Raw genomic sequence first — 26,030 nt, 5'->3', positions numbered from 1 at the left:
TGATTGCTTGGGAGGCTCATCAACGCGACGTCAACGACGGTGGCTACCGAGCCCGTGGGCGTACGTCCTTTGAGTCGAATGGAGCTGATGTGGCAGTGCAGCGAACGGCAGTCAACCCCGTGACCTGGTCGTTGGACATGGGATTCAACCAGGGTGAGATCGTGTCCGGGCACACCCGGACCCTGTACTGCTCCGGACAGACCGCGATGAGCGGCGACGGCAAACCTCTGCATGACGGGGACCTGGCCGCGCAGTTGGCGCTGAGCCTCGACAACCTGGAGGCCGTGCTCGGCGAGGCCGGCATGTCCCTCGCGAACCTCGTCCGGCTCAACGTCTACACCACCGACGTCGACCTGCTGTTTCCGCACTACGGCGTCCTGGCGTCGCGGTTGGGTGCCGCCGGGGTGGCACCGACCACCACGATGCTCGGGGTGACACGGCTGGCGATCCCCGGACAGATGGTCGAACTTGAGGGAACCGCCGTCGCGTGAGGTGACCTCGTCGCCTCTGGTGCTCGTGCCGGTTCAGCCGGCACGAGCACCAGGCATGGATGGTGGCGGTGCTCAGTCCCGCTGGAAGTCCTGCGACGCTTATTTATCGTATTGCCAGTAACAGTAATCCAGTAAATCACCATCACAAAAGGGGCGAACCAGGCGTACACCATAATGACAGTTCTTGTGCGTAAGGCATCCGGCTGGTGTGGATCCGTCGATGACGCGGGTTTTCGGTGCGGGCGCGGGCCACTGAAGCCGCTCAGTGGCGGCGACGGTGTTTCGACCGATGCAGGTGGCCTGCGAGCATCGTGCGATGGAGCGCTTGGATAGTCGGACCGTCTACACCAATGCCTGGATGACCGTCCGGGAGGATCGCGTTCGCCGGCCGGACGGCTCGACCGGCATCTACGGGGTGGTGGAGAAGCCGGACTCCGCGCTGGTCCTGCCCCGCTGGGCTGAGGGCTTTTGGCTGGTCGAGCAGTTCCGCTACCCGGTCGGCCGGCGAGCCTGGGAGTTTCCTCAGGGCAGTTGGGGACACGGGGTCAGGGGCGACGCTGCCGAGCTGGCTCGTCAGGAGTTGGCCGAGGAGACCGGATTGCGTGCGGAGACCGTCACCCATCTGGGGCACCTGTACGAGGCGTACGGGTTTTCCACCCAGGGCTGCGACGTCTACCTGGCCACCGGGTTGACCGAGGGAGAGCCGGACCGCGAGGCGACCGAGCAGGACATGGTGCACCTGTCGTTCACCGACGTGCAGATCCGGGCGATGGTGTTGGCTGGTGAAATCGTCGATGCGCCGTCGCTGGCTGCGCTGACCCTCTACGCGATGTCCCGTTGACCCCGCCGCTCGACCGACGGCAGACCGGCGTGGCGGCTGCGATGCTGACGGACCGGTTCGGGTTGGGGAGGTGTTCGTGGTGGTGCGTCAGGGAACACGCTGTCAGCGGCCATGCGCGGAGCGGGCTTGGGCTACCTCGGCGGCTTGGCGTTCGCGCCATCGGCGTTGAGCCTCCCGGTTGCATGTCCGGCAGACTCGCCGGTACCGGTTGGTCACCGGGTCGAGTTCACGGTCGTGGCCGTTGCGGCACAGTGCCGGCTGGTTGCGGGTGCGGCAGGTCTCGGCCCGGCTGAGCTGGCGCAGGTGCGTCGGCTCGATACAGTCGGCGGCGCCGCAGGTCTGGTCGACGTCGAGGGCAGCGTCGTACCCGCCGACGAGGACGACGTACGCGGCGATGTGCGCCCACGCACGACCGGCGACCTTCTGGTGCACCCCGCGTCGCCGCCCGTAGCCTTCGATGACCAGGCAGCCATCCTCGGTGCGGTGTGAGCGCTGCAGCAGGTAGGTGCGCAGCGACTCCTCGGTGTGGTAGCGGGACAGACCCTTCACGGCCGAGAGCACGGTGTCACCGTACCCATGTCGGGGATGCTCCCGGTCGCCGGCCGCGCTGTCCCGCCCACGACCTGATAGGAATATCGACGTCGGCGGGTTGGCGATGCGCCGCCGAAGATGTCGGGTTGTCGGGTGGAGGTCATTGGTGGCGTTGTCAGTCGAAGACAGGCTCGCGGTGCATGAGCTGATCTCGTTGCACGGGCATCTGATGGACAGCGGCGAGTTCGACCGGATGGGTGAGCTGTTCTGTACCGACATCGTGTACGACGTCTCCGCGTTGGGGTTCGGTGAACTGCGTGGGTACGAGGCGATCACCGAAGCCAGCCTGGCGGTAGGCGATGCGAACCCGGTGGGGCATCACGTCACGAACATCTGCGTGACCGAGGATCCGGACGGCACGGTGCGGGTGCGGTCAAAGGGAATCGGGATCTCCGCCGACGGCGGCGTGGGCAGTGTCGTCTACGAGGACGTCGTGCGTCGGGAAGCGGCTGGATGGCGTATCGCGTATCGCAGGGTGATTCCCCGCCGCACACCGCTGCACCCCTGACAGGTGGGGGAGAGCACGGTGGTCGCGGGCGGTCGGCGTGCGGAGGGGACGGGCGTGGACGTCGTACGGGGGCAACTGCTTGACGATGTCGCTGACCTGGTTCCGACGTTCGCCGCGCCGCAGTGCGTGCGGGTGGCCGTTGACGGGGTCGATGGGGTGGGGAAGTCGACGTTCGCCGGCGAGCTGGCCGCGTCGCTGAGCGAGCGGGGACGTCATGTCGTGCACGTGTCGGCGGACGACTTTCATCACCGTCGGGCCGTGCGGCATCGCCGGGGCCGGGATTCGCCGGAAGGATTCTGGCTCGACAGTTACGACTACGACGCCCTCGTCCACAACGTCCTAGAGGGGTTCGGTCCCGGGGGCGCGCGCCGTTACCGCCCTGCTGCCCACGATCTTCGGACCGACGAGGTCCTGGATCTTGCGTGGCGGACCGCGGCGCCTGGCACGGTACTCATCGTCGACGGGCTGTTCCTGCACCGAGACGAACTGGTGGACTTCTGGGACTTCTCCGTCTTTCTCGACGCGCCGTTCGCGGTCACCGCGGCACGGATGGCCGGACGCGATGGCTCGCATCCGGATCCCGACCATCCCAGCCTCGGCCGCTACGTCGGCGGCCAGCGGCTGTACTTCGCCGCCTGTGCGCCGCACGAACGCGCGGACGTCGTCATCGACAACCAGGATGTGACCCGGCCGATCCTCACCAAGGTCGACATCGGCCGACGAGGGTCGAGCTGAGTGCGAACGAGCCTGAGTGGAGAGACCATCGGAGCGACAGGACCCGTGGTGCGTGGCTGAACTTGCCGGGACCAAGGGGGTGCTGCCTGGTCAGGTGAGCTTCGACGATCGCGCCTACCTGCGTATCCGCGGGTTGGGTAGGAGGTGAGCGTTACGCCGGCGGTCGGGTGATTTTGCCGGCCACGGCGTCGAGGACCCAGTCCAGGCCGGTCGCGAAGGATGCTTCGGGGTCCACCTCGGTGCCGTCGTGCACGGCCTTGGACAGTGCCGGGAAGCGACCCGTGGCCAACATCTTCGTCACGTGCGGGCCGAAGGCGCGTTGCCAGTCGCGCTTGGACAGGCCCGTGGCGCGCTCGGCCCGCAGGTTCGCGGTTTCGCGCCTGATCGCACCGATGACGTAGGCGCTGACCGTGTCCACGGCGCGCAGGACGGTGTCGATGTCGGCGAGACCGTCGAGGGCGGCCAGCTTGGCCTCGGTCACGGCCATGGCGTTGGGGCCCAGGGTCGGGCGGCCGCCGAGCAGATCGGCGAGCCAAACGTGGCGCAGCGCGGCCTGCCTGGTGCGGTGGGCGAGGATGCGCAGCGTCTCCCGCCAGTCACCGGGCCGCTCCGCGGGGAGGATCTCGGCGTGGACCTCGTCCACGATGAGGTCGAGCAGTTCGTCCTTGGTGGAGATGTATCCGTACAGCCGCATCGGGCCGGCGTTGAGGCGGGCGGCGACCTTGCGCACCGACACCGCCTCCAGTCCGCCCTCGTCGGCGAGCGCGATGGCGGCGGTGATGATCTGCTCCCGGCTGAGCGGCACGGGGCGATGCGGCGGCTCCGGCCGGTCCCACACGGTCATGATCACTCCCTGTTGTTGCGATGCATTGTACGGGCGATATACGGTGTATCGCTATGAGACACCGTATCGCGGTGGTCGGGGGTGGCCCGGGGGGTCTCACCTTCGCCCGTGTCCTGCACCGCCACGGCTACCCCGTCACCGTCCTCGAACGCGATCCCGCGCCCGACGCCCGCCCCCCGGGCGGCACGCTGGACCTGCACGAGGGGCTGGGCCAGCTGGCACTGGACAAGGCGGGGCTGCGGGCAGAGTTCCAGGCGCTGTCTCGTCCCGAGGGGCAGGCCATGCGCATCCTGGACACTGCTGGGACCGTTCTGCGCGACTGGCGACCCGATCCGGAGGAACAGGCCAATCCGGAGATCGACCGCGGGCACCTTCGTGACCTGCTGCTCGGCTCCCTCGACGTGCAGTGGGGTCGAGAGGTGGCGCAGGTGGTGTCGGGGGCCGGGGATGGCGTACTCATTCGTTTCGCCGACGGGCGGCAGGAGACGTTCGATCTCGTGGTGGGCGCGGACGGCGCCTGGTCCCGGGTACGCCCGGCAGTCTCGCCGGTGACGCCGCAGTACACCGGCGTCACCTCGGTCGAGACCTCCCTCGACGACGTCGACACCCGCCACCCCGCCCTCGCCCGGTTGATCGGCGACGGTTCGGTGGCCGTGTACGGCGTGAACCGATCTCTCGTCGCCCAGCGCAACAGCGGCGGTCACGTCAAGGTGTACGCCAAGTTCCGCGCACCGCTGGACTGGCACGCCGGCCTGGACCTGGCCGACGTCGAGGCCACGCGATCGGGCCTGCTGGCGCTGTTCGACGGCTGGGCACCTCCCGTCCTCGACCTGCTCGGCCACGGCACCGCCTTCGTCCACCGCCCGTTCTACGTGCTGCCCGAATCCCACACCTGGGTCCACGTGCGCGGGGTGACGCTCCTGGGCGACGCCGCCCACCTGATGCCGCCGTTGGGCGCGGGCGCGAACCTCGCGATGCTGGACGGTGCCGAACTCGCGGAGTCCATCGCCGCCGAGCCCGAGAATCTGGACGAGGCCGTCCGCGCCTTCGAGGAACAGATGTGGGCACGGGCCGGCAGGTGGGCGACGATCACGACGGCCGGTCTGGAACGTCTCGTGAGCCCGGACCCCGCCGACGCCCTCGCCCTCTTCGACGACGTCCAGCCCTCCTGACCTGCGGGAGCGAGAGCGGCGCCGCGCCATCGCTCCCCGTCTGCGGACATCGTCTGCACGTCCACGGTGAGGCCGGCCGACCGCGTGTGCGGGCGGCACGTCGCCGGCAACTGCGCGATCCTGGTCACTGTGATCACACAACGGCTTCGCGTGGCCGCGTACGCGGTGTGTCTGCGGGACGAGAGTCTGCTGCTCGCCCGTTGGGTGTCGCCGGACGGGGCTCGGCGGCACTGGACGCTGCCCGGCGGCGGGGTCGAGCACACCGAGGATCCGTTCGACGCCGTCGTGCGCGAGGTGGCGGAGGAGACGGGGTACGCGGCGCGGGTCGAGCAGTTGCTCGGGGTGAACTCGCGGACCAGGAACGTGGAGCGACTCGACGACGACGTCGTCGAGCTGCACATGCTCGCGGTGTTCTATCGGGCCCGGATCGTGGGCGGTGAGCTTCGATCCGAGACCTGTGGCACGACCGACCTGGCGCAGTGGGTTCCGCTGGCGCAGGTCGTGGCACTGGAGCGGTCCGTCGTCGTCGACATCGGTCTGCAACTGCACCGCACCGCGCCACCCACCGGGCACGTGGAGCCGATCCACACGACCGGCCTGCTGCGACACTGACCGCCCGTCCAGGGCTCGTCGGCGAGGATCAGGTGTAGGGGCTGCGAGCTGGGACGTCCCGAAGCCAGGCCGGACGCGTCCCCCACGAGGCCGACGGGGTGCTGCCCCACTCGCAGGCCGGCCCCACGAGGGGATCGATCTCCAGAGGTGAGGTGTCCGGGTCCGCCGCGAACAGCGCGAGGTCCTGGGCGTAGCGGACGAGCAGTTGCGTCCAGGATGGGGCCAGCACGTCCCAGGAGGCGCACTCGACATCCACCCGGACCACCTGTCCGGGCGTTCCTCCCGGTGCCGGGTCACCGTCGAGCAGCCACAGCACGTCGCCGTTCATGTGCCCCACGACCACCGCGCCCGGCGTGCCGACGATCGGCCGCACCGGGCCGTTCAGGCAGAGCATTCCTCTGTCGACCAGGTAGGCCCAGACCTGAGGGTCGTCCCAGTCCGGCTCCGGACCGTAGTTGTCGCGCCACATCCGGGTCATCTCGATGATCTGGTCGGTGTCACAGAGGTTGTCCAGCGGTACCGGGGTCGGCTCAACAGCCGGCAGTGTCGTACCGGGGTCGGTCCCGTTGTGGATGCGGAGACTTGCGCGGAAATCGGGCGGCAGTGTGATGGCCAAGGCGGTTTCCACCGCATCGATCGCGGGTGCCGGGGCCGGTGCGTTGAGCTGGCTCAGGGAGGACGGCAGGACGCGACCGAGGCCAGCCTCGATCCGCGCCCACGCCTCGGCGACGGGCCTGTCGACCTCGGTTGCGGTGTCGGTCACGACGCCGACCTTAGCCGTCACCACCTCGTCTTCGCGGCCCCGGCCCCACGACCGGCGCCGGCCCGCACGGTGGCGTGCGGGCCGGCGGACGCCTCAGCCCTGGCGGCCGAGCCACTCCCGGTAGGTGGTGGGGGCGATGACGGCGTCGTCGGCGGCGATGAGCACCGCGCCGGGTACGGCGGCGAACATGCCGGCGCTGTCGTCGGTGGTGACGGTGCGCTGGTCACCTCGCGCGGCGAGGGTGACCCGTCCCAGTTCGTCGAGGGCGAAGACGTCGGGGCCGGCGACGTTGCGGACACCGCGCAGCGGTGCGCCCGTGCTGACGTCCGCGACGGCCTGCGCCACGTCGGCCGCGGCCATGGGCTGCACGGGGGTGCGGGGCAGGCGGACGGTGGTGTCGTCGGCCGTCCACGACAGGATCGCCTCGACGAACTCGAAGAACTGGGTGACGCGCACGATCGAGTACGGGACGGGACCGGCCTTGAGGATGTCCTCCTGGAGGACCTTGGCGCGGTAGTAGGCCAGGTCGGGCACCTGGTCGACGCCGACGATGGAGAGCACCACGGCGTGGCCGACGCCCGCGCGATCGGCCGCGGCGAGGAGGTTGTCCATGGTCGTCTGGAAGAAGGCGGGGGAGGCGTCGTCGAAGGTCGGCGAGTTGGTCAGGTTGACGACGACGTCCGCGCCGGTGAGTCCGTCGGCCAGGCCCTGTCCGGTGAGCAGGTCCACCCCGGTGGACGGCGACAGTGGCACCGCGTCGTGACCGGCGGCCCGCAGGATCCGCACGACCTGCGAACCGATGAGCCCGGTCCCACCCAGTACGGCGATCTTCATGACAGTGCACCTTCCCGTGACGTTGTGGGGTCTTTGTCCGGCCGCACTGTGCGCGGCCGAAACTCGGACCTTTCCTGTCCGAGAACAATACTCGGACATTTGAAGTCCGAGTAAGTGGGGTTGGCTAGGGTGAGGGCATGAAGATGTCCGGCGGGGTCGAGTGGGCGCTGCACTGCTGCGTGGTGCTCACCACCAGCAGCGCGCCCGTGCCGGCGGCCAAGCTGGCGGAGCTGCACGACGTCTCCGGCAGCTACCTCGCCAAGCAGCTCCAGGCCCTGGCCCGCGCCGGCCTGATCCACTCCGTGCAGGGCAAGGCGGGCGGCTACGTGCTGACCCGGGCACCGCAGAGCATCACCCTGCTCGACGTGGTCCGGGCCGTCGACGGCCCCGGCCCGACCTTCGTCTGCACCGAGATCCGCCAGCGCGGCCCGTTCGCGACCCCGGCCGACGCCTGTACCACGCCGTGCCCGGTCGCCCGCGCGATGTGGGCAGCCGAGGACGCCTGGCGCCAGGCGCTCGCCGCGGTCACCATCGCCGACCTCGCCCGCGACGTCGACGCCACCTCCGGCCCCGAAGCACTGGCCGGCATCCAGACCTGGCTGACCAGCGGGGCCGGCTGACCACCGCGGCCCACTGCCGACGCGCGCGCCCCGGGGGCATCAGCCGGTGTGGCGTACCTCGGTGTCCCAGATCTGCGCCCACGGACGCCGCAGCCCCCGGCAGACGTGGATCGGGCCGCCGTTCTCGTCGTTGTCCACCTCGACCCGCTGATCCACCCGCCCCGCGAGCGTGCACTCGTCGAACCAGGCGGTCAGCGGCTCGGGGCGCTCCCAGCCGACCGCGATGACCACGTCCGCGCTGGCCGGCGGCTGGCCGAAGTCGACCATGCTGTTGTGCCCGGAGTAGGCCCGGGGCAGCTCACGGACCGGACCGTAGCGGGCCAGCGCGCCGGCCTCGCCGTAGTTGCTGGTCAGGATGACCGCCCGGGGGCGCTCCTCGGGCGGCAGCCCACGATGGACCGTGGCGACCGAGTCGGCGAACGCCGGCCAGCCGATCGTCTCGCCGGCGTCGTAGTTGACGTCGACCACGAAACCCGGCAACCGCTCGGCCGGCAGCACCGGCAGCAGCAGCACGATGTTGGGCAACAGGAACGGCACCACGCCCAACGCGAGCAGCGCTCGGCGCAGCCGGACCGACCCGCGCGACGCCCACCCGACGGTCACCACCGCGCCGGCGGCCGTCAGCACCAGCAGCAGCGGCGCGTCGTAGTAGCCCTTGCCACCGGCGATCAGCACGATGCCGAACACCACCAACCGGGCCCAGCCCACCGCCCGGTAGGCCCGCCACGCCGGTCGCCGCAGCAGCGCGACGAGGCCGGCGATCCAGATGGGTACGGCGTACGGGCTGATGATGACGAACTGGAGGGTCAACGCGTCGCGGCGGCCACTGTAGGAGCTGTCACCGTCGGCGATGGACGCCGCCACGTCGAGCTGGGGAAAGCCGTGTGCTGCCTGCCAGATCAGGTTGGGTGCGGCCAGCAGCACGGCGATCCCGGCGGCGGCGAGCACCCAGCGGTCGCGCAGCAGCCGACGTGGCCCGCCGATGAGCACGCCGGCGATCAGGCCCACGGCCAGCAGCGCGGGCAGCAGTTTGCTGAGCATGCCCACGCCGAGCGCCAGCCCGATGCCCAGCGCCCAGCGGCTGTCGCCGGTACGCAGCAACCGCACCGCACACCACGCCGCGGCCAGCCAGACCAGCAGGTCGACGGTGGTGGTGCTGAGCAGGTGCCCGCTGGCGAGCACGATGCCGGACAGTGCGGCCAGCACCGCCGCGCAGGTCTGCGCACCGCGACCGGCGCCCAACTCGCGGGCGATGGCGGCGACCAGCAGCACCGCGCCACCGGCCAGCAGCGCCGACGGGGTCCGCAGAATCACCAGGTTGTCCGGCGCGATCGTGTCCAGCAGCCGGGCCAGCGCCGGGACCAGCGGCCCCTGGTCGACGTAACCCCAGTCGAGGTGCCGGCCGGCGAGCAGGAAGTACAACTCGTCGCGGTGATAGCCGTAGCGCCCGGCGAGCAACAGCAGGACCACGCTCGTCGCCAGGGCCACCAGCCCCGGGCCGCGGGTGGGCGCACCGGGCTCCGGTGCTCCCGGCGGTGATGTCGGAGCCGGCCGGTGAGGCCGGTCAATGTTGATCGCGGACTCGCTCACCCGCCCATGATGACCGGCGAGGTGACCGCGCGGGTGCCCGTGCCGGGGCCTGGCGGCCTCCGTGTGCGGGTGGCCCCACCGAGTGCGAAGATCGGCTTTGTCACTCGGACCGAAAGGACGATATGCGCTACCGCACTCTAGGCAGCACCGGCACGGTGGTGTCGACCCTGTGTCTGGGCACGATGACGTTCGGGGCGGAGACCGACGAGGCCGGCAGCTTCGCTCAACTCGACAGGTTCGTCGAGGCCGGGGGCACGTTCCTCGACACCGCCGACGTCTACTCCGCGGGTGTCTCCGAGGACATCGTGGGACGCTGGCTGCGGACGCGGCCCGACGTGCGCGACCGACTGGTGATCGCCACCAAGGGCCGGTTCCCGATGGGTCCGGGCGCGAACGACGCCGGCCTGTCCCGGGTGCACCTCACCCGCGCCCTGGACGCCAGCCTGCGGCGGCTCGGTGTCGAGGCCGTCGACCTGTACCAGGCGCACGCCTGGGATCCGCTGACCCCCCTGCCGGAGACGCTGCGGTTCTTCGACGACGCGGTGCGCGCGGGCAAGATCCGCTACGCGGGGGTCAGCAACTTCACCGGTTGGCAGTTGCAGAAGGCGGCCCTGCTCACCCAGCACCTCAACCTCACCCCGATCGTGTCCCTGCAACCGCAGTACAACCTGTTGGCCCGGGAGATCGAGTTCGAACTGGTGCCGGTCTGCGAGAACGAGGGCATCGGCATCCTGCCGTGGTCGCCGCTGGGCGGCGGCTGGCTGACGGGCAAGTACCAGCGCGACAACACGCCCACCGGCGCGACCCGACTCGGTGAGAACCCGCAGCGCGGCGTCGAGGCGTACGCCGGTCGCAACGCCGAGGAGCGCACCTGGCGGGTGCTCGACGCGGTGCGCCGGGTCGCCGACGAACGGGGCGTGTCCATGTCGGCGGTGGCGTTGGCCTGGCTGGCGGCCCGCCCGGCGGTCACCTCGGTGATCCTCGGCGCGCGTACCACCGAGCAGCTCGACGACAACCTCACCAGCGCGGACCTGGTCCTCGACGCCGAGCAGATGCGGTCACTGGACGAGGCGAGCGCCCCGCTGGTGGGTGACTACCCGTACGGCGGGGCGGGTGTGCGACAGCGCGCCCGCGACCTGCCCACCGGGTCGTGACTGCCTTTCCCGAGCCGACCGAACCGGCCGGCAGCCGCACCGAGGTCTTCCTGCGCTACCTGGACTACTTCCGCGAGACCTTGGTGGCCAAGGTGTCCGCGTTGGCCGAGCCGGAGTTGCGGCGCAGCCGGCTGCCGTCCGGGTGGACCCCGCTGGAGCTGCTCACGCATCTGCGCCACGTCGAGCGGCGCTGGATCGAGTGGGGGTTCCAGGGCCGGGACGTCGCGCAGCCGTGGGGCGACCGCCGTGAGGACCGCTGGTACGTCGCCCCCGACGAGACGCGGGAGGACCTGGTGGCGGCGCTGCGGACGCAGGGCGCGCACACCACGGCGGTGGTGACGGCGCACGACCTGGCGGAGATCGGCGCGCCGGGGCCGCGGTGGAACGGCGCGGACCCGGCGTCGCTGGAGCGGGTGCTGTTCCACCTGGTCCAGGAGTACGCCCGCCACCTCGGTCACCTCGACGTGGTCGCCGAACTCGCCGGGGGCCCGACCGGCGAGTGACGCCGCCGCGCCCACCGGGAGCCTCGGCGGCCAGCAACAACCGGACCACCCGGTGGCCGGCGGCGGGTAGCCGCACCGTGCCGCTGGGTGCGAAATTGCCGTTGTGCCAGAGAGTAGAAATTTCTCTGGCACGCCGCTGATGTCATGCCCGGCTGGCACGACCTGCCGCTGACGCTGCGTCCGCGCCCGCCTACCCGGGGTTACCTGGGGATTCGCCCCAACCTCTCCTCGCCGACTCATCGGCGAGTCCAGTGTTAGCGCCTCTGTCATTGATGCGTCACTTTAAGTGACGGTCTTTTCGCGTTGGCGGATGGAAGGCTGCCGATGGCTGTCCGGCCCGCTGTGTGAGCCCTCCGGGGCCGAGCCGCCCGCCATGGGGGTAGATCTTCCGCCGTTCGTCTTCAGCAGAAGGGTGTCACATCATGCGAGCTGGATTCGCTGATCGAACCAACGACGAGTTCCTGCAGGAGGTGCTGACCAAGGTCAACCAACTGCGGGCACGGCACGGTTCGTCGCTGCTCACCCTCGACCCGGAACTCGTGGAGTATTCGAAGTCGAGGGCGTCCTTCATGGCCGAGAGCACCAAGCTCACCCACGAGGGCCTGCGACCGGACACCGGTGAGAACGCGTCGTGGGCGGGCGCCTCGACCGGCCCCACGGCGGGTTCGGGAACTGCCGCGGTGGAGAATTGGTACGCCGAGAACAGCAACTACAACTTCGCCACGGGCGAACCCATCGACCCCACGAAGCCGATCGGGCACTTCACCGCACTGGTGTGGAAGACCACCACCAAGCTGGGTGTGGGGCGGGTCGCCGGCCAGGGCACGAAGTGGTGGGAGACCTTCATCGTGGCCAACTTCTCGCCGCCCGGAAACATGGAGGGCCAGTACGTGATGAACATCGGACCCGCGAGCTGACACACCGACCCCCTCGCGGCGGGGCGTACCGGCGATGGCCGGTGCGCCCCGCTCTGCGCCAGTCGAGCGGCCGAGGCCCCTCATTCCGGAGCGCCGGACCTCCATGTCGTCGGCGTCGCACCATCATCGCGTTGCATCGCCCGTGGCAGTCGCAGGGCGACTATGCCGGTGGCCACCAGACCGCCGACACCCGCGATCACCAGGGTCACCGGAGCGGACGTGAGGTCCAGCAGCAGGCCACCGGCCAGGTAGGACGCCGCAGCGGCGACCCCGATCGCGCCGTACAGGTTGCCGAAGACCCGGCCGAGCATGCCCGCGGGGACCGTCCGTTGCAGCAGCGTGCTGGAGGCGACGTCCATGGCCGCCAGTCCGAGCCCCCGGACCCCCTGGAGCGCGATCGCGGCGGCGACGGCCCAGGCGAGCCCGGTGAGCAGGTTCCCGAGACTGCTGACCCCGAAGCCCACGATCAGCAGCAGCGCCATCGACGCCCGGGTACCCCACCGGGACAACACGGCGTACCCGGCGACGAGTCCGATGCCGACCGCGCCCAGCAGCAACCCGAACGCGGAGTTGCCCACCTCGAACGTGTCCCGGGCCAACACCAGCAGTGCCACGTCGTCGACCCCGTTGAAGGCGACCACCGCGGTGAAGCCCAGGAAGATCACCCGCACCGTCGGAACGCTCAGCAGATAGCCGATTCCCGATCTGGCCTGGCGCAGGAGCGACGGCTGGCGCCCCTCGGGGGTCACCGCCGGAAGCGAAGGGAGAGTCGCGAGCAGGACGGCTGAGACGAGGAACGTCACCGCGTCGGCGAGCAGCAGCCCACGCACTCCGACCAGCGGGAACAGGGCCGCGGCGAGGAGCGGTCCGGCCGCCTCCGCCGCGTTCGAGCCGAACCCGACTGTGGAGTTGGCGGTCTCCAGGTCACGGTCGGCGACCAGTGCGGGCACCGCCGCCCGCGACGCCGGTTGGAAGATCTGCGAGGCGGTGGCGCGGATCGCGACGAGGGCCAGCAGCACCGGCAGCGGGGGCAGCGTCACCACGATCACCAGCAGGACCGCGGCCTGGACGAGTTCGCAGACGACCATCAGCCGCCGGAGGTTGAGCCGGTCGACGAGCGCGCCGCTGAAGGGACCCAACATCGAGGGCGCGAGGTCTCCGACAAGCAGCAGGAGGGAGACGGCCAGCGCCTTCCCCGTCGTCTCGCTGACGTGCAACATGAGCGCGACGAGGCTGAGCGAGTCGCCGGCGTACGAGACGAGCCGGGCCGAGAAGAGATTGCGAAAGGGCCGACTGCGGCGAAGCAGTTGGGTGGGACGCAGCGAGTCGCCGCCGGTCGCTGCGCCTGACATCGAGAATCCTCCGACTCATGGATGTGCCGTTTCCCGACCAGCCTCTGGGTGAGGCTAGCCATACCGGCGTCGCAGAGCGCGCGATTAATGCAGCGTTTTCGCGTCGCGATGACCCGCGACGCCGGCTGACCGACCACCCCGCTCGCAGGCTCCCGGCGCTGGGCGAGAGCCTTCTTCGTGGGCGCGCACGGTCTGGCTCACCGAACGCCGGCGGGTCCGGCCGCTCGCGGTTGCGGGGTGGTCGGCCAGGTGAGTCGGCGTACGCCGGGGACGAGTGCGGTGCCCGCGCAGGAGACGAGGACCAGCAGGCCGGCGACGGCCAGCGGGACGGGTGCGCCGAACGCGTCGGCGGCCAGCGGCGCCAGCGCGTACCCCAGCGGCATGGCGCCCAGCGACACCAGCCAGTCGTAGGAGGTGACGCGGGCCAGGACCTCCGGCGGGAAGTGGTGCTGCACGACGGTCTCCCAGACCGGGTTGAAGTAGCCGAGGGCGCTCAGCGCCACGGCGTACGTGGCGATCACCGCCGGGGCGGGCGCGGCGACGGCGAGCAGGATCAGCGGCGCGGCGTAGCTGGCCAACGCGAGGTTGGCCAGCAACACCGGTCGCCGTAGGCGGACCCGCCCGGCCAGCAGTGAGCCGGTGAGCATGCCGATCGCGCCGGCCTGCAACAGCAGCACCCAGGTCGTCTCGCCGCCGAGGCGGTCGATGGCGACGGCCGGCCCGAGGGTCATCAGTACGGCGGCGGCGCCGTTCCACACGCCGTGCCCGAGCAGGCTGGTCCAGAACCAGTCCCGGGCGCGGACCTCCCCGAAGCCGTGGCGCAGGTCGGCGAGTACGGACCGGTGGGGCACCGGCACGTGGCGGATCCGCACCAGCGCGAGCAGTGCCGCGCTGAGCGCGAACGACGCGCCGTCGAGGATGAACGCCCAGCCGGGGCCGGCGGCCCAGACCAGCGCGCCGGCCAGCGCCGGGCCGGCGAGGCGACTGGCGTTGGCGGTGATCCCCATCAGGGCGTTGGCCCGCTGCCGGCTGGCCGGTTCGACGGTGCCGGCGACCAGCGGAGACGCGGTCGGTATCGCGAACGCCGACGCGGTGCCGCCGAGGGCGGACGCGATGACGACTGTGGTCAGTGACGGATCACCCCCGAGTAGCTCCACGCCGACCGCGAGCTGGGTGGCGCAGCGGACCAGGTCGGCCAGCAACGCGACCCGTCGGGCGTCGAACCGGTCGGCGACGACACCACCGAGTGGCAACAGCAGCAGCCGGGGGACCATCGCCGCGGCCAGGACGACGGCCAGCGCGCCGGTGGAGCCGGTGGCCCGCAGCACGGCCAGGGCCAGCGCGGCGGGCACCACCGCGTCGCCGACGGCGGAGACGGTCCGGCCCAGGAACAGCAACCGGAACGAGCGGGTACGCAGGGGGTGGGTCATACCGGCAACATACTTCGAGGTCGAACCTTTCGACAACGAATATTTCGACGTTGAGGTAAACTGGGGCGGTGACCACGACTCCCGACACCGTCGACAGCCACATCGAGCGGTGGCTGCCGGTGGTGCCGCACCTCGACGCCGACGTCGAGGGCGCGGTGACCAGGATGATCAAGCTGACCCGGCACCTGCGTTCGGTGAAGGAGCGGGTCCTGGCCGATTTCGACCTGTCGGTCCATGAGTACGACACCCTGCAGGCCCTGGCCGGCCGCCGGGGCCGGGCGGCGCCCTCGGACCTCGCCACGGATCTCGCGATGGCTCCCGCCTCGATCACCGCGCGGGTGGACGCCCTGCTGCGGCGCGGCTTCGTGCGCCGCATCCCGTCCACGGTCGACCGTCGGCGGGTGGACGTGGAACTCACCGACGCGGGGCGGGCGGCGTGGCGCGGGGCGATGGAGATCCAGGGCGCGGAGGAGCACCGGTTGCTCGGCGCGCTCACGACGACCGAGCGGCGACACCTCGCCGACCTGCTGCGCCGGGTGCTGCTCGTCGCCGAGCAGCCCGCGGCCGACTGAGCCGCCCGGCGGGAGCCGTCGGCCGGCTGGCGTTCGCATGGTGAGTCACCGCAGTGCTGCTGCGAGTTCGGTGGCGTTGTCGAACGCCGGTGCCGCCCGTTCGGATTCGTCTTCGGTGAGCGTGACGGACTGGGCGCGGGTCAGCATCTCGGTCGCGGTCGATGGATCGTGCAGCACCAGTGCGAGTTCAGCGCGGTAGACCAGGACCTCTACCTGCTCGACCGGGTCGTCGTCGGCCTGCGGGCGGGCCAACGCGCTGTCGAGGATCCGAACGGCCTGTCCCACGCTTCCCCTGGAATCGGCCTGTACGACAGCATTCGCCAGGGCCTTGGCCAGCCGCCCGGCAGTCGTGGCGGCCGGCAGGGGCGCGGTGGCGGCGTCCCGGAAGACGCGGATCCAGTTGCCGCCCGGGTCGATGACGCTGAATCCGCCCAACCCGTCGGCGTTCTTCCGCGCCCTGGGTCGGGTCATCCGCGGCGTTCCGGACACCAGTACCTTGCCGTACGCGGCGCGCATGCCGGCCGCGAATGCCCGGTGTAGTCCCTCGATGTCGGCGGTGATGACGAGGCAGGAGCCATAGGACTGCTCCGGGTCGAATCCGGTGATCTCGAAGAACTGCAGATGCAGGTCTTCGCGCTGCACCCCCACACACGCGTTGGGCTTGCGTTGCTTGTACGTCGTGCGGAAACCGAGAACTCCGTAGAAGTTCTCGATGTCGTCGATGGATGCGCACGGCAGCAGGGGAACGGTCCGCTCGTTGGTCATGCCTTCTTCCTAGGCGTGGGAGGGTGCCCGTCGCACATGGAAATAGCCGATCATCGCCTTCGGCCATCCGATCGGCCGGAAAACGCCTGGCGGTGCGCGTACCGCTGATGCGAGGGTGACCGGCGTGACTGCGCATGCTCTGGCCGGGACGCTGGCCGACGACGGACGACGACGGATCTTCGCGGCGATCGTGCTGGGGGCGACCAGCGCGGCGCAGGTCGCCGAGCGCACCGGCCTGCCGGTGCGGGTCGTGCTCACCGGGGTTCGTCGGCTCACCGACGCGGGCCTTGTCGCCGGCGCGGACGGCGCGCTCGCGGCCGACGAGGCGTCGCTGCGGGCGGCCGCCCGCGACAGCCGCCCGGCCGACGACACCGACCCGGCCGCCGATCCGGTGCTGCGCACCTTCCTACGCGGAGACGTCCTGGTGGGCCTGCCGGCGCAGCCGAAACGGCGGCGCGTCCTGCTCACGCACATCGCCGAGCGGTCGTTCGAGCCGGGCACCCGCTATCCGGAGCGGGCCGTCGACGAGGTGCTCAAGGCGTGGTGCGCGGCGGGCGGGTCGGACCACGCCACGCTACGTCGGTATCTGATTGACGAGCAGTTGCTCACCCGGGAGCACGGCATCTACCAGCGGCCCTGATCGTCCACGGCGCAAACCGTCTGGTCGCGGAGCATCTTGCTAGCCTCGGCGCATGACCTCCTGCACGCCCGCCGACGGCCCACCGGACCTGTTGTTCCTGCTCTCCTGGGCGAGTCACGCGTTGCAGACCGAGCATGCCGCGGGGCTGGCCGAGTTGGGTATCTCGCCGCGGGCGCACTACGTGCTGGCGCAGGCCCGCACCGGCGAGCTGACCCAGCGCGAGATCGGCGAGCGGTGTGGCGTGGACAAGACCACGATGGTCGTCACGCTCGACCAGTTGGAGCGGACCGGGCTGGCCGAGCGCCGACCGGCGCCGACGGATCGGCGAGCCCGGCTGGTCGTGGTGACCCCGGCGGGGGAGCAGGTCCTGCAACGGGCGCAGCAGGTGGTCCGGCGCATTCAGGACGACCTGCTCGCGACCCTGCCCGAGCAGGACCGGGAGGCGTTTCTGCGCGCCCTGCTGGCGTTGGTGAGCGGCCCGCTGGCCACCACCTCCCCGTACGCGCCGGGTGGCCGCTCCACCTGTTAGTTCCGAGAGAGATAGTTCCGAACAAGACTATCTGCTACGGTCGTACTCGTTCGTTTCCCCTGAACGAGGAGCCGTCATGAGCGCTACCGCCGTCACGACCCCCACCACCTCGACCCTGCGCCGCCGCGCCCTCGGCGTCGCCGCCGCCGTGGTGGCCGCCCTGGCCGTCTGGGCGATCGGCGCGCTGGCCGGCGTCGACTTCACGGTGGAGAGCCCGGGTCAACCCGCCATCGACATCGGGGCGGGGGAAATCGTCGTGGTCGCCCTGGGCGCCGCCCTGCTCGGCTGGGCGGCGCTGGCCCTGCTGGAGCGGTTCGCCCCAAAGGTCGCCCGGCCGGTCTGGATCTCCCTCGCCGTGGTGGTCACGGCGGTGTCCCTCGTCCCCCTGTTCGGCGTCGAGGCCACCGGCGGGGCCAAGCTGACCCTCGGCGCGACGCACCTGGCCGTGGCGGTCCCCCTGATCGCCCTGCTGCCGGCACGCCGCCGCTGACCACCTCGATAAGCGATTGACCGGGCGCTGATGATCGACTGGTGACCACCACCGGACCGACCTGGACGACGAGCGTCAGCCGACCCGACCAACCCGACGCGGTGCTGCTGCTGCGCGAGTACATGACCGAGATGGTGGTGCGCCACCACCGCCGCCCGGCGCTGCCCGGCGAGGTCGACAAGGCGCTCGCCGAGATGCCCGGCGATGACCTGGCCCACCCGAGCGGGTTGCTGGTGCTCGCCCACCACGGCGCCGACCTGGCCGGCTGCGCCGGGCTGCGCTGGCATGCGGGCTGGGCCGAGCTGACCCGGGTGTTCGTCCGCCCCGCGCACCGCGGCGGCGGTGGCGGTGCCGCACTGCTGACCGCCGTCGAGCAGCGGACCCGGGCGGCCGGGACGGACGTGATACGGCTCGACACCCGCGCCGACCTGGTCGAGGCCCGCGCCCTGTACGCCCGGCACGGCTACGTCGAGATCCCGGCGTACTCGCAGGACCCCTACGCCGAGCACTGGTTCGAGAAGCGGCTGCGCTGAGCGGTTGACGTCCGGTCGGGGGATGCGCTAAATAAGAAGAGGAAGTTGAGTCGACCCGGCTCAACTCATCACCTTCGGCCAGGAGAACCGAGGAGGCATGACCATGTTGATGCGTACCGACCCGTTCCGCGAGATCGACCGGCTCGCCGAGCAGTTCTTCGGTACGGCAGCCCGTCCCGCGATGATGCACCTGGACGCCTACCGCGACGGCGACCACTTCTACGCGGCGTTCGACCTGCCCGGCGTCGACCCGGACACCATCGACTGCACCGTCGAGCGCAACGTGCTCACCGTCCGCGCCGAGCGTCGCCGACCCAGCGGCGACGGCGTCGAGCTGGTCGCCGCCGAACGCCCGATGGGCACCTTCACCCGGCAGCTGTTCCTGGGCGACACCCTGGACAGCGACAAGCTGGAAGCCGGGTACGAGCACGGGGTGCTGACGTTGCGCATCCCGGTCGCCGAGCGCGCCAAGCCCCGCCGCGTGACCATCACCGCCAACGGCGACGGGCGTCGGCAGATCAACGCATGAGCACGGTGTCGGGTGGGATCGGCGCGCCTGCGCGCTGATCCCACCCGAGGCTGAGAACCTTTTTCACATGGTGTTCTCCGACGCTCCGGTGCTGGCCCGCCCGTCCGCGCCACCCGCGCTGCCGAGTGGACCGGTCGAGGTCACCGAGGCGTGGCTGCGTAACCGGCGGTTGTCCGAGCACACCCGCGACGCGTACCGACGCGACGTCACCGGCTGGCTCACCTGGTGCGCCGGCCGCGACCTCGACCCGCTGCGCGCCACGTTCCTGCACGTCAACGACTACGCCCGGGCGTTGGAGTCCACCCTCGCCGCCCGCAGCGGCCGACCGCTGACCCCGGCGACCGTAGCGCGACGACTCTCCGCGCTGTCCAGTTGGTACGACTTCCTGGTGAAGCTGGGCGCGGTGCCGGCCAACCCGGTCTCCGGCGCGGACCGGCCCCGCGTCGACCGCGACCACTCCGCCACCCTCGGGCTCAGCCCGGAGGAGGTGGACGCCCTGCTCGCCGCCGCCGACGCGGACACCGGCCCGACCGCCCTGCGCAACCGGGCGGCGATCGCGCTCCTCGCCGACCTGGGCCTGCGGGTCGGCGAGCTGATCTCGCTGGACCTGACCGACCTCGGCACCGAACGCGGCCACCGCAGCGTGCGCTTCGTCGGCAAGGGCGGCAAGCAGCGCCGCCGGGCCCTCACCCCCGGCAGCGGGTACGCCGTGGACGCCTACCTGGCCCAGCGGGCCGCCGCCACCGGCGTGCCCGTGCCACAGCTCACCGGGCCGCTGCTGGTCACCGCCAGCGGCGCCCGGCTGGACCGGCACTCGGTGTTCCGGATGGTCCGCCGCCTCGCCCGCGCCGCCGGTATCCCGGCCTGGGCGAAGCTGTCCCCGCACTCACTGCGGCACGCCTTCGCCACCACCGCCCGCTCCGAGGGGGTGCCGCTGGAGGACGTGCAGGACGCGATGGGCCACGCCGACCCGCGCACCACCCGCCGCTACGACCGCGACCGGCACAACCTCGACCGCGACCCGGCCTACGTGGTGTGGGCGGCCCGGTCCCGCCGCCGCAGCTGACGTCGTACCCCCGTCCTACGGTCGACCGATGAGACACGGTCTGGAAATCTCCTGCGGCGGCGCCTCCGTCGCGGTGTCCACCCTGGTCGAGCTGGGTGAGCTCGCCGAGCGCGCCGGTTGGGACGGCGTGTTCCTGGAGGACTACCTGATCTACTACTCCGGCGACGACCCGTCCACCTACGACCCGTGGCTGGTGCTCACCGCGATCGCCGGCCGCACCGACCGGGTGCGGCTGGGCACCACGGTCACCGCGCTGCCCCGACGCCGCCCGGCGAAGCTGGCGCGGGAGGTCCTCACCCTCGACCACCTCAGCGCGGGCCGCGCCACCGTGGCGGTCGGCGTCGGCGACCCCGCTGACCGGGGGATGGCGGCGTTCGGCGAGCAGACCGAGGTGTCCGTGCGCGCCGCGATGCTCGACGAGGGCCTCGACCTGCTGACCGGGCTGCTCAGCGGCGAGCGGGTCGACCACCACGGCACCCACTACCGCGCCGACGGCGTCGCGCTCCGACCACCGCCGGTGCAGTCGCCCCGGGTGCCGGTCTGGGTCGGCGGCAGCACCCAGGCCGGGGCGGTGCGCCGCCGGGCGGCCCGCGCCGACGGCATCGTGCCGTACAAGCTCACCGACACCGACGGGTGGTCCGACTTCACCCCCGACGAGGTCCACGACCTGGTCAGCGCCCTGCCCGCGACCCGCGCCGACGGTCAACCGTTCGACGTGGCGATCGGTGGCCGGCGACGCCGATCCGACGAACGCGCCGAACGGGCGTACCTCGGTGACCTCGCGGCAGCCGGCGCCACCTGGTGGTTGGAGTTCATCCCGGTCGACGACCCGGGCACGATGCGCGCCGCCGTCGCCCGAGGCCCGCTGCGCTGAGCGTCGACCCGCGGACGCGGTCGGGTCAGGGGACACCGAGCGGCCAGAGCGTCACGCGGGTGCCGTCGCCGCAGATGAGCCGGGCGCCGACCCGCCGGCAGCCGCTCAGCCCGGCCGGAAGCACCGCGATCACCCGGTGACCGTCCGCGCCCACCGTCGCGACCAGGACGCGCCGGCCGTCCGAGGCCAAGCCCAGCAGCACCAACGACTCGCCGGCGACCCGAGCGCCCGCGACGGTGTGCCAACGCGCCCCGCCCGGCCACGTCCACCGCCGCGCGCCGGTGCCCGCGTCGATGGCCCAGCGGCCCTGCTCGTCCTGCCCGCAGATCAGACCCTGGCAGGGCCGCAGGGTCAACTCGCCCGGCTCGGCCGCCACCTGCCAGCGCGGCGTCAGCCCGGGCAGGTCGTAACCGGTCAGCGCCGACCCTCCGCTGCCGCTCGGATGCCGCAGCACCAGGTGCGCGCCAACGACCTGCGGGTTGTCCGGGCCGTAGTCGGCCGGCGGAAGTCGCCCCCGCCCCCGGTCGGCGCCGTCGCGGATGTCGAGCAGCCGGGCCAGCCCGTCGTCCTGGACCAGCAGCAACCGCCCGGGTACGTCGGGCAGCACCCGCAGGACGGCCGTGGAGGGCACCGGCACCGACCAACGATTGACCCCGGTGGCCGGATCGACCCCGTGCACGCCGCCCTCGATCCGGCGACCCGGCTCGGAGGCACTGCGTACCTCGCTCACCGCGACCGCCACGTCGCCGGCCGCGTACACCCGCTCGGGTCGTCGCCACACCACCTGGCCCGTGCGGATCGACCGGGCGGTGGTCACTCGCGTCCCGCGTACCTGGTCGCGTTCGGCGACCAGCACCACGTCACCGACTGTTTCGGCGGACCACCCGGAGCCCGGCGGCACCGCGACCCGCCACCGCGCCGGGCGACGTGGCGCGGCCGCGTCGTAGGCACTCATCGTCGGCGGGTCCGGGCCGGGGTCGACGACCAGAAGCAGCGGCCCCGCACCGAGCACGGTCGCACCGGCGGGCGTCGCCGGTCCCAGCTCAGGTGTCAGGTACGCGGGCTCGGCGGCCCCGCCGAGCAGGGCGCACGCCACCACCAGCAGCGCCACCCGCCGACCCCGCGACACCTTCGGCGGGGGTCTGTCGTCGTCTCGGGGCGCACCCCGGTCGTCGCCCAGCTCGATCAGCACCGACACGGGTGCCCGTCCGTGTGCTCGCTCCGGCCGGTCAGCAGAGCAACTCCAGGTGGTGGTGGGCGTCCTCAGCGATCTCTTCGTGCCGCAGCCAGCGCCGCGCCCACAGCCGGGCCGCCAGCTCGGCCTGCTCGTCACCCCACGCGGCGTGCTCGGTGAGCAACGCGGTGGTCAGCGCGTACGCCAGGCGCAGCGCCAGACCACGGGCACCGGCCTGCACCGCGGCGGCGCCCGGATCGGCGGTCACCGAGGTGATCGTGTCGCCCAGCGCCGTGGCGGCGGCGGCCAGGGTGTCGGCAAGCGTCGGCGACAGCGGTCGGGCCAGGTCGACCGCGGCGGCGAGCCGGCCCAGCACCGGGGTCCCGGCGTCCTCCCTGGTCAACGCGCGCAGCACGTCCAGGGCCAGCACGTTTGTGGTGCCCTCCCAGATCGGCAGCACCTGCGCGTCGCGCAGCAGCCGGGGCACGCCGGTGTCCTCCACGTAACCGGCGCCGCCGAAACTCTCCACGTACTCGCTGGCGGAGCTGACGGCCAGCCGGCCGGTGGCCAGCTTCGCCAGCGGTGCCACGATGCGCAGCTCCGCTGCGGCCTCCGGATCGGCGCCGACCTCGACCCGCCCCAGCAGGGCGAACGCGTGCCCGGCGAGGGCGAACGCGCCCGCCGCGTCGACCGCGAGGGTGCCCAGCGTGGCCCGGTGCAGCGGCGAGGACAGCAACGGCCCGCCGGCGACGTGCCGCACGTCGGCGTACGCGCGGGCGTAGTCCAGCCCGCGGCGCATCCCGCCGGCCGCCGCGGCGGCGTTGTGCACCCGGGTCACCACGACCAGGGTCATCGCCCGGACCAGGCCGGGCACCGCCGGGTCGCCCAGCGGGAGCGCGTACGCGTCGTGCAGACCGATCTCGGCGGTGGGCAGCGCGCGGGTGCCGAGCTTGTCCTTGAGGCGGCGCACGGTGACACCCGATGCGGGCGCGTCCGGCGCCCCGCCGATGCTCAACGGCGAGTCGGCCGCGTAGCGGGGGACCAGGAACGGTGCCAGCACCCGACTGCCGCGTCCGGCGTCCTCCGGTCGGGCCAGCGCCACCGCCATCGCCGCGTCGGCGGCCGAGCAGAACCACTTCTCCCCGGTCAGCCGCCAGGACCCATCCGCCGCCGGTCGGCCGATCGTGCTCGACCGGCCCAGGTCGGAGCCGCCCTGCGACTCGGTCATCCACTGCCCACTGGTGATCGCCGTGGCCGGGTCCGTGGAGATCAACCGGGGCAGCCACGCGTCGCGCACCCCGGCGTCCACGTCGGGCATGCTCAGCAGCGCCGCCGCCCCGTCGGCCATCGCCACCGGGCAGGAGAACGTCGCCGACTCCGGCCCGTACAGGTGTAGCAGGGCGTGTTGCACGACCCGCGCGGCGGCGCCCCAGGTGCCGCGCGCTTCGGTCAGGTAGGGCAGCGCGACCACGGCGTGTCGGGCGGCGGCGGCGCGCTGCGCCTGCCAGCCGGCGGAGGTGTCGATCCGGTCGATCCGGGCACCCCACGGGTCGTAGCGGACCAGGGTCGGCGGGTGCGCCTCCGCGTCGGCGTGCGCCGCGCGCAGCGGCCCGCTGACGTCGGCGGCCAGGTCGGCGAGGCGTCCCTTCGCGGCGGCGTGCCCGTCCGGACCCAGGTGGCGCTCCAGCCAGGAGCGCAGCAGGCCGTCACCGGCGTACGGGTCGACGGGAGGTGGCACCGGCTGCACGAAGCGGCTCATCGATCGACTCCTGGCACTGCTCGGGGACGTGCGCCGACGGTAGACGATCCGTGGCCGCTCCGAACAGGGCAGTCCCACCGACCCAGGTACGCCCGATTTCCGACTTGTCGCACTTCAGTGCGATGGCGTTCTCTACGGTCGGTAGTCGTGGGTGCCGGCCAGCCGTGGAGCCGACCGGCCCGGCGCAACCGCCCGATGCGCACCGGGCTGGCGTTCGCCGGGTTCGGTGTGGCGCTGTGCTGCGTCGGCGTGGCCGGGGTGGCCGCCTGGAACCTGCAGACCGTCCGCCAGGCCGCCGGCCCGATCCGGGAAACCGCTGACGACTTTCTCAGCGAGGTCGCCCTGGGCGACAGCGACCAGGCGTACGAGCGGCTCTGCGCGGACGCGCGCAGCCGGTGGAGCGCGATCGGCTTCACCAGTTGGGTGCGGACGCCGCCGATGGTCACCGACTACGAGATCACCGACGTGTCGGTCGCCACCCGCAGCGGACGACCGCACGGCACGGTGACGGTGAAGGTGACCCGTGACGGCGGGCTCAGCGAGGAACGGCGCCTGCCGGTGGTCCGCGAGGGCGGGGACTGGCGGGTGTGCGGTGACCCCTTCTGAGCCACCGACCTCCACCCCGGTACGTCCGCAGTTGTTGCGCCCGCGCACGGGGGTGCAACCGACCACGTCCACCGAACTCTTCTTCGACCTGGTCTTCATCTTCACCATCACCCAGTTGTCGCACTACCTGATCGCCCACCCGGACTGGCGGGGCGCCGCGCGGACGGCGCTGCTGCTGGCGCTCGTCTGGTTCGTCTGGGTCTACACCACCTGGCTGACCAACTGGTTGCAACCGGATCAGGGGCCGGTGCGCACGGTGCTGATCGGGGTGGCGTTGGGCAGCCTGTCGTTGTCGGCGGCGATCCCGGAGGCGTTCGCCGGGACCGGCCTGCTCTTCGCGGTGGTCTACGTGGCCGTACAGGTGGGCCGCACCCTGTTCGCGTTGTGGGCGGTGCAGGGCAGCCCGTGGCTGGTCGCCGGATTCCAGCAGGTGCTGCCGTGGATCACCGGGACGTCGGTGCTCGTGGTGCTCGGCGGCCTGGCCAGCGGGGTCGCCCGGGAGGCGTTGTGGGCGGCGGTGATCGTGCTCGAGGTGGTCGGCCTGCTGATCGGTTACCCGCTACCGGGGCGGGGACGCAGCCGCCCCGAACGGTGGATGGTCGAGGGCGGGCACCTCGCCGAACGGTGCGCGGCGTTCGTCCTGATCGCGTTGGGTGAGTCGATCCTGGTCACCGGCAGTACCCTCACCTCACACGTGGACCTGGTGACGTCCGGGGCGTTCCTGCTGGCGTTCGCCGGTTCGGTGGCGCTGTGGTGGGTGTACTTCGCCCGGTCGGCCCCGGCCGCGACCGAGGTGATCGCGGGGGCGGGCGAGCGCACCGGGGCGTTGAGCCGGGTCGCGTTCAACTACCTGCACCCGGTGATCGTCGCCGGCGTGATCGTCGCCTCCGCGGGCGACGAGCTGTTGCTGCGGGAGCCCGGCGCGCCGGCCACCACTGTCGCCGCGCTGTTCACCCTGGGTGGTCCGGCGTTGTTCCTCGCCGGGCACGGCGCCTACAAGGCGTTGCTGTGGCGACGCCCACCGACCAGCCGGATCACCGCCGTGCTGGTGCTGCTGGCGCTGGTGCCGATCTGCGTGCGGCTGGGACTGCCCGTCGCGGTGTGCGCCGCGCTGGCGTTGGCGGTGACCGTCGCCGTCATCGTGACCGACCGGTCGCGGGCACGGTCCGCCGCCCGAGGGCCGTCCTGACCCACCGGCGGCACTGCGTCGGTTCTCGGACAACGCCAGCGTCGACGGGCCACCGGATGGTTAGCGTGGGTGACCGGCCCTCCGGGTGACCCTCCGCGGTGCTCGGACGAGCGGAGGCGACGCGATGGCAACCGACCGGCGGACCCGAGCCCAGCGGTGGCTGATGATGGTGGCCGCCGCCGGTTACGGCAAGAGCACCGCCCTGGAGACCATCGGCGGAGACGGTCCGACGACCTGCCACCGGGCGACGGACCTGATCGATGCGTTGTCGCAGCCCACCAGCCCGTCGGACGCGCACCCGCTGGCCCGGGTCGCCGTGGACGAGGTATCCGCGCTCAACGGGGACG

Annotated in this window: 31 protein-coding genes; 21 read left to right on the top strand and 10 right to left on the bottom strand. The window is 71.9% G+C overall.

What is annotated here, in order from left to right; genetic code table 11:
* Positions 1-95 precede the first annotated feature (95 nt).
* A complete protein-coding gene (locus AB0C01_RS30760) occupies positions 96-491 on the top strand; it encodes a RidA family protein (RefSeq protein ID WP_357572846.1) in 396 nt (131 codons plus the stop codon).
* Between the two features lie 316 nt (positions 492-807).
* Complete coding sequence (locus tag AB0C01_RS30755; protein WP_357249407.1) at positions 808-1,332, top strand: NUDIX hydrolase; 525 nt, start codon at positions 808-810, stop codon at positions 1,330-1,332.
* Positions 1,333-1,434: 102 nt separating this feature from the next.
* On the opposite strand, the gene AB0C01_RS30750 is transcribed toward AB0C01_RS30755, so the two are convergent.
* The gene (locus tag AB0C01_RS30750) at positions 1,435-1,893 is read right to left on the bottom strand and encodes an HNH endonuclease (RefSeq protein WP_357249404.1); all 459 of its coding nucleotides are present in this window, start codon (positions 1,891-1,893) and stop codon (positions 1,435-1,437) included.
* A 136-nt stretch (positions 1,894-2,029) separates the two neighbouring features.
* On the opposite strand from AB0C01_RS30750, the gene AB0C01_RS30745 reads away from it, so the two are divergent.
* Both AB0C01_RS30745 and AB0C01_RS30740 read left to right on the top strand, forming a co-directional pair.
* On the top strand, positions 2,030-2,431 hold the full coding sequence (locus tag AB0C01_RS30745; RefSeq protein ID WP_357572802.1) for a nuclear transport factor 2 family protein: 402 nt from the start codon (positions 2,030-2,032) through the stop codon (positions 2,429-2,431).
* A 54-nt stretch (positions 2,432-2,485) separates the two neighbouring features.
* A complete protein-coding gene (locus AB0C01_RS30740) occupies positions 2,486-3,166 on the top strand; it encodes a uridine kinase (RefSeq protein ID WP_357249401.1) in 681 nt (226 codons plus the stop codon).
* Positions 3,167-3,317: 151 nt separating this feature from the next.
* On the opposite strand, the gene AB0C01_RS30735 is transcribed toward AB0C01_RS30740, so the two are convergent.
* Entirely contained in the window at positions 3,318-4,010 is a 693-nt protein-coding gene (locus AB0C01_RS30735; RefSeq protein WP_357249398.1) for a TetR/AcrR family transcriptional regulator, read from the bottom strand.
* A 53-nt stretch (positions 4,011-4,063) separates the two neighbouring features.
* Here AB0C01_RS30735 and AB0C01_RS30730 point away from each other — a divergent pair, with 53 nt between their 5' ends.
* Together AB0C01_RS30730 and AB0C01_RS30725 are read left to right on the top strand one after the other, a co-directional pair.
* Entirely contained in the window at positions 4,064-5,182 is a 1,119-nt protein-coding gene (locus AB0C01_RS30730; RefSeq protein WP_357249395.1) for an NAD(P)/FAD-dependent oxidoreductase, read from the top strand.
* Positions 5,183-5,311: 129 nt separating this feature from the next.
* Positions 5,312-5,794: an NUDIX hydrolase gene (locus AB0C01_RS30725; protein WP_357249392.1), complete on the top strand. Its 483-nt coding sequence runs from the start codon at positions 5,312-5,314 to the stop codon at positions 5,792-5,794.
* Positions 5,795-5,822: 28 nt separating this feature from the next.
* Here AB0C01_RS30725 and AB0C01_RS30720 read toward each other — a convergent pair whose 3' ends face one another.
* Positions 5,823-6,557, bottom strand: a complete 735-nt coding sequence (locus AB0C01_RS30720) for an SMI1/KNR4 family protein (protein WP_357249390.1) — start codon at positions 6,555-6,557, stop codon at positions 5,823-5,825.
* Between the two features lie 93 nt (positions 6,558-6,650).
* The gene (locus AB0C01_RS30715; RefSeq protein WP_357249387.1) at positions 6,651-7,391 is read right to left on the bottom strand and encodes an NAD(P)H-binding protein; all 741 of its coding nucleotides are present in this window, start codon (positions 7,389-7,391) and stop codon (positions 6,651-6,653) included.
* Between the two features lie 137 nt (positions 7,392-7,528).
* On the opposite strand from AB0C01_RS30715, the gene AB0C01_RS30710 reads away from it, so the two are divergent.
* On the top strand, positions 7,529-8,011 hold the full coding sequence (locus AB0C01_RS30710) for an Rrf2 family transcriptional regulator (protein ID WP_357249384.1): 483 nt from the start codon (positions 7,529-7,531) through the stop codon (positions 8,009-8,011).
* Between the two features lie 39 nt (positions 8,012-8,050).
* Here AB0C01_RS30710 and AB0C01_RS30705 read toward each other — a convergent pair whose 3' ends face one another.
* Complete coding sequence (locus tag AB0C01_RS30705) at positions 8,051-9,601, bottom strand: glycosyltransferase family 39 protein (protein WP_357572801.1); 1,551 nt, start codon at positions 9,599-9,601, stop codon at positions 8,051-8,053.
* Positions 9,602-9,723: 122 nt separating this feature from the next.
* Here AB0C01_RS30705 and AB0C01_RS30700 point away from each other — a divergent pair, with 122 nt between their 5' ends.
* From AB0C01_RS30700 to AB0C01_RS30690, 3 genes are all read left to right on the top strand, one after another.
* Positions 9,724-10,755, top strand: coding sequence for an aldo/keto reductase (locus AB0C01_RS30700; protein WP_357572800.1), 1,032 nt, complete (start codon positions 9,724-9,726; stop codon positions 10,753-10,755).
* Positions 10,752-11,258, top strand: coding sequence for a DinB family protein (locus tag AB0C01_RS30695; RefSeq protein WP_357249374.1), 507 nt, complete (start codon positions 10,752-10,754; stop codon positions 11,256-11,258). The genes AB0C01_RS30700 and AB0C01_RS30695 overlap by 4 nt, the downstream gene beginning before the upstream one ends.
* A 422-nt stretch (positions 11,259-11,680) precedes the next feature.
* Positions 11,681-12,175: a CAP family protein gene (locus AB0C01_RS30690; protein ID WP_357249371.1), complete on the top strand. Its 495-nt coding sequence runs from the start codon at positions 11,681-11,683 to the stop codon at positions 12,173-12,175.
* Between the two features lie 80 nt (positions 12,176-12,255).
* Here the strand turns inward: AB0C01_RS30690 and AB0C01_RS30685 are convergent, their stop codons facing one another.
* Positions 12,256-13,527: an MFS transporter gene (locus AB0C01_RS30685; RefSeq protein WP_357572799.1), complete on the bottom strand. Its 1,272-nt coding sequence runs from the start codon at positions 13,525-13,527 to the stop codon at positions 12,256-12,258.
* Between the two features lie 197 nt (positions 13,528-13,724).
* Complete coding sequence (locus AB0C01_RS30680) at positions 13,725-14,957, bottom strand: MFS transporter (RefSeq protein WP_357249366.1); 1,233 nt, start codon at positions 14,955-14,957, stop codon at positions 13,725-13,727.
* 68 nt (positions 14,958-15,025) lie between these two features.
* Between AB0C01_RS30680 and AB0C01_RS30675 the strand changes: the two genes are divergently transcribed.
* On the top strand, positions 15,026-15,529 hold the full coding sequence (locus tag AB0C01_RS30675) for a MarR family transcriptional regulator (RefSeq protein WP_357572798.1): 504 nt from the start codon (positions 15,026-15,028) through the stop codon (positions 15,527-15,529).
* 45 nt (positions 15,530-15,574) lie between these two features.
* On the opposite strand, the gene AB0C01_RS30670 is transcribed toward AB0C01_RS30675, so the two are convergent.
* On the bottom strand, positions 15,575-16,294 hold the full coding sequence (locus AB0C01_RS30670) for a VOC family protein (RefSeq protein ID WP_357572797.1): 720 nt from the start codon (positions 16,292-16,294) through the stop codon (positions 15,575-15,577).
* 124 nt (positions 16,295-16,418) lie between these two features.
* Between AB0C01_RS30670 and AB0C01_RS30665 the strand changes: the two genes are divergently transcribed.
* The 7 genes from AB0C01_RS30665 (at position 16,419) to AB0C01_RS30635 (ending at position 20,955) form a co-directional block, all read left to right on the top strand.
* Entirely contained in the window at positions 16,419-16,934 is a 516-nt protein-coding gene (locus tag AB0C01_RS30665; RefSeq protein ID WP_357249356.1) for a DUF2087 domain-containing protein, read from the top strand.
* Positions 16,935-16,986: 52 nt separating this feature from the next.
* Positions 16,987-17,463 carry a MarR family transcriptional regulator gene (locus AB0C01_RS30660; RefSeq protein ID WP_357249353.1) on the top strand — a complete coding sequence of 159 codons (477 nt, stop codon included), beginning with the start codon at positions 16,987-16,989 and terminating at the stop codon, positions 17,461-17,463.
* A 76-nt stretch (positions 17,464-17,539) separates the two neighbouring features.
* On the top strand, positions 17,540-17,953 hold the full coding sequence (locus AB0C01_RS30655) for a DUF6069 family protein (protein ID WP_357249350.1): 414 nt from the start codon (positions 17,540-17,542) through the stop codon (positions 17,951-17,953).
* 41 nt (positions 17,954-17,994) lie between these two features.
* A complete protein-coding gene (locus tag AB0C01_RS30650; protein ID WP_357572796.1) occupies positions 17,995-18,486 on the top strand; it encodes a GNAT family N-acetyltransferase in 492 nt (163 codons plus the stop codon).
* A gap of 103 nt (positions 18,487-18,589) precedes the next feature.
* Positions 18,590-19,015 (top strand): Hsp20/alpha crystallin family protein, encoded by a 426-nt coding sequence (locus tag AB0C01_RS30645; protein ID WP_357249343.1) that lies wholly within the window; start codon positions 18,590-18,592, stop codon positions 19,013-19,015.
* Positions 19,016-19,082: 67 nt separating this feature from the next.
* Positions 19,083-20,081 carry a tyrosine-type recombinase/integrase gene (locus AB0C01_RS30640; protein WP_357249340.1) on the top strand — a complete coding sequence of 333 codons (999 nt, stop codon included), beginning with the start codon at positions 19,083-19,085 and terminating at the stop codon, positions 20,079-20,081.
* Positions 20,082-20,109: 28 nt separating this feature from the next.
* Entirely contained in the window at positions 20,110-20,955 is an 846-nt protein-coding gene (locus tag AB0C01_RS30635; RefSeq protein WP_357572795.1) for an LLM class flavin-dependent oxidoreductase, read from the top strand.
* Between the two features lie 25 nt (positions 20,956-20,980).
* Here the strand turns inward: AB0C01_RS30635 and AB0C01_RS30630 are convergent, their stop codons facing one another.
* Both AB0C01_RS30630 and AB0C01_RS30625 read right to left on the bottom strand, forming a co-directional pair.
* Positions 20,981-22,153: a hypothetical protein gene (locus AB0C01_RS30630; protein ID WP_357572794.1), complete on the bottom strand. Its 1,173-nt coding sequence runs from the start codon at positions 22,151-22,153 to the stop codon at positions 20,981-20,983.
* A gap of 31 nt (positions 22,154-22,184) precedes the next feature.
* Positions 22,185-23,888, bottom strand: a complete 1,704-nt coding sequence (locus AB0C01_RS30625; RefSeq protein WP_357572793.1) for an acyl-CoA dehydrogenase family protein — start codon at positions 23,886-23,888, stop codon at positions 22,185-22,187.
* 147 nt (positions 23,889-24,035) lie between these two features.
* Here AB0C01_RS30625 and AB0C01_RS30620 point away from each other — a divergent pair, with 147 nt between their 5' ends.
* The 3 genes from AB0C01_RS30620 to AB0C01_RS30610 all read left to right on the top strand — a co-directional run.
* Positions 24,036-24,494, top strand: coding sequence for a hypothetical protein (locus AB0C01_RS30620; protein ID WP_357249328.1), 459 nt, complete (start codon positions 24,036-24,038; stop codon positions 24,492-24,494).
* Positions 24,481-25,683, top strand: coding sequence for a low temperature requirement protein A (locus AB0C01_RS30615; protein WP_357249326.1), 1,203 nt, complete (start codon positions 24,481-24,483; stop codon positions 25,681-25,683). The genes AB0C01_RS30620 and AB0C01_RS30615 overlap by 14 nt, the downstream gene beginning before the upstream one ends.
* Positions 25,684-25,807: 124 nt before the next feature.
* Positions 25,808-26,030, top strand: a 223-nt coding sequence (locus tag AB0C01_RS30610) for a hypothetical protein (protein WP_357572792.1), incomplete at its 3' end; no start/stop codon positions are given.

The sequence above is a fragment of the Micromonospora sp. NPDC048905 genome (genome assembly GCF_040649655.1).
Lineage (GTDB): Bacteria > Actinomycetota > Actinomycetes > Mycobacteriales > Micromonosporaceae > Micromonospora.
The sequence above is the reverse complement of the archived record's forward strand: the minus strand, read 5'-3'. Positions and strand labels throughout refer to the sequence as shown.

Coding starts and splice junctions, on each gene's coding strand:
- AB0C01_RS30660 (WP_357249353.1), top strand. CDS start 16,987: ATGACCTCCTGCACGCCCGCCGACGGCCCACCGGACCTGTTGTTCCTG.
- AB0C01_RS30685 (WP_357572799.1), bottom strand. CDS start 13,527: ATGTCAGGCGCAGCGACCGGCGGCGACTCGCTGCGTCCCACCCAACTG.
- AB0C01_RS30715 (WP_357249387.1), bottom strand. CDS start 7,391: ATGAAGATCGCCGTACTGGGTGGGACCGGGCTCATCGGTTCGCAGGTC.
- AB0C01_RS30690 (WP_357249371.1), top strand. CDS start 11,681: ATGCGAGCTGGATTCGCTGATCGAACCAACGACGAGTTCCTGCAGGAG.
- AB0C01_RS30735 (WP_357249398.1), bottom strand. CDS start 4,010: ATGACCGTGTGGGACCGGCCGGAGCCGCCGCATCGCCCCGTGCCGCTC.
- AB0C01_RS30655 (WP_357249350.1), top strand. CDS start 17,540: ATGAGCGCTACCGCCGTCACGACCCCCACCACCTCGACCCTGCGCCGC.
- AB0C01_RS30670 (WP_357572797.1), bottom strand. CDS start 16,294: ATGACCAACGAGCGGACCGTTCCCCTGCTGCCGTGCGCATCCATCGAC.
- AB0C01_RS30755 (WP_357249407.1), top strand. CDS start 808: ATGGAGCGCTTGGATAGTCGGACCGTCTACACCAATGCCTGGATGACC.
- AB0C01_RS30730 (WP_357249395.1), top strand. CDS start 4,064: ATGAGACACCGTATCGCGGTGGTCGGGGGTGGCCCGGGGGGTCTCACC.
- AB0C01_RS30700 (WP_357572800.1), top strand. CDS start 9,724: ATGCGCTACCGCACTCTAGGCAGCACCGGCACGGTGGTGTCGACCCTG.
- AB0C01_RS30640 (WP_357249340.1), top strand. CDS start 19,083: ATGGTGTTCTCCGACGCTCCGGTGCTGGCCCGCCCGTCCGCGCCACCC.
- AB0C01_RS30710 (WP_357249384.1), top strand. CDS start 7,529: ATGAAGATGTCCGGCGGGGTCGAGTGGGCGCTGCACTGCTGCGTGGTG.
- AB0C01_RS30625 (WP_357572793.1), bottom strand. CDS start 23,888: ATGAGCCGCTTCGTGCAGCCGGTGCCACCTCCCGTCGACCCGTACGCC.
- AB0C01_RS30680 (WP_357249366.1), bottom strand. CDS start 14,957: ATGACCCACCCCCTGCGTACCCGCTCGTTCCGGTTGCTGTTCCTGGGC.
- AB0C01_RS30645 (WP_357249343.1), top strand. CDS start 18,590: ATGTTGATGCGTACCGACCCGTTCCGCGAGATCGACCGGCTCGCCGAG.
- AB0C01_RS30635 (WP_357572795.1), top strand. CDS start 20,110: ATGAGACACGGTCTGGAAATCTCCTGCGGCGGCGCCTCCGTCGCGGTG.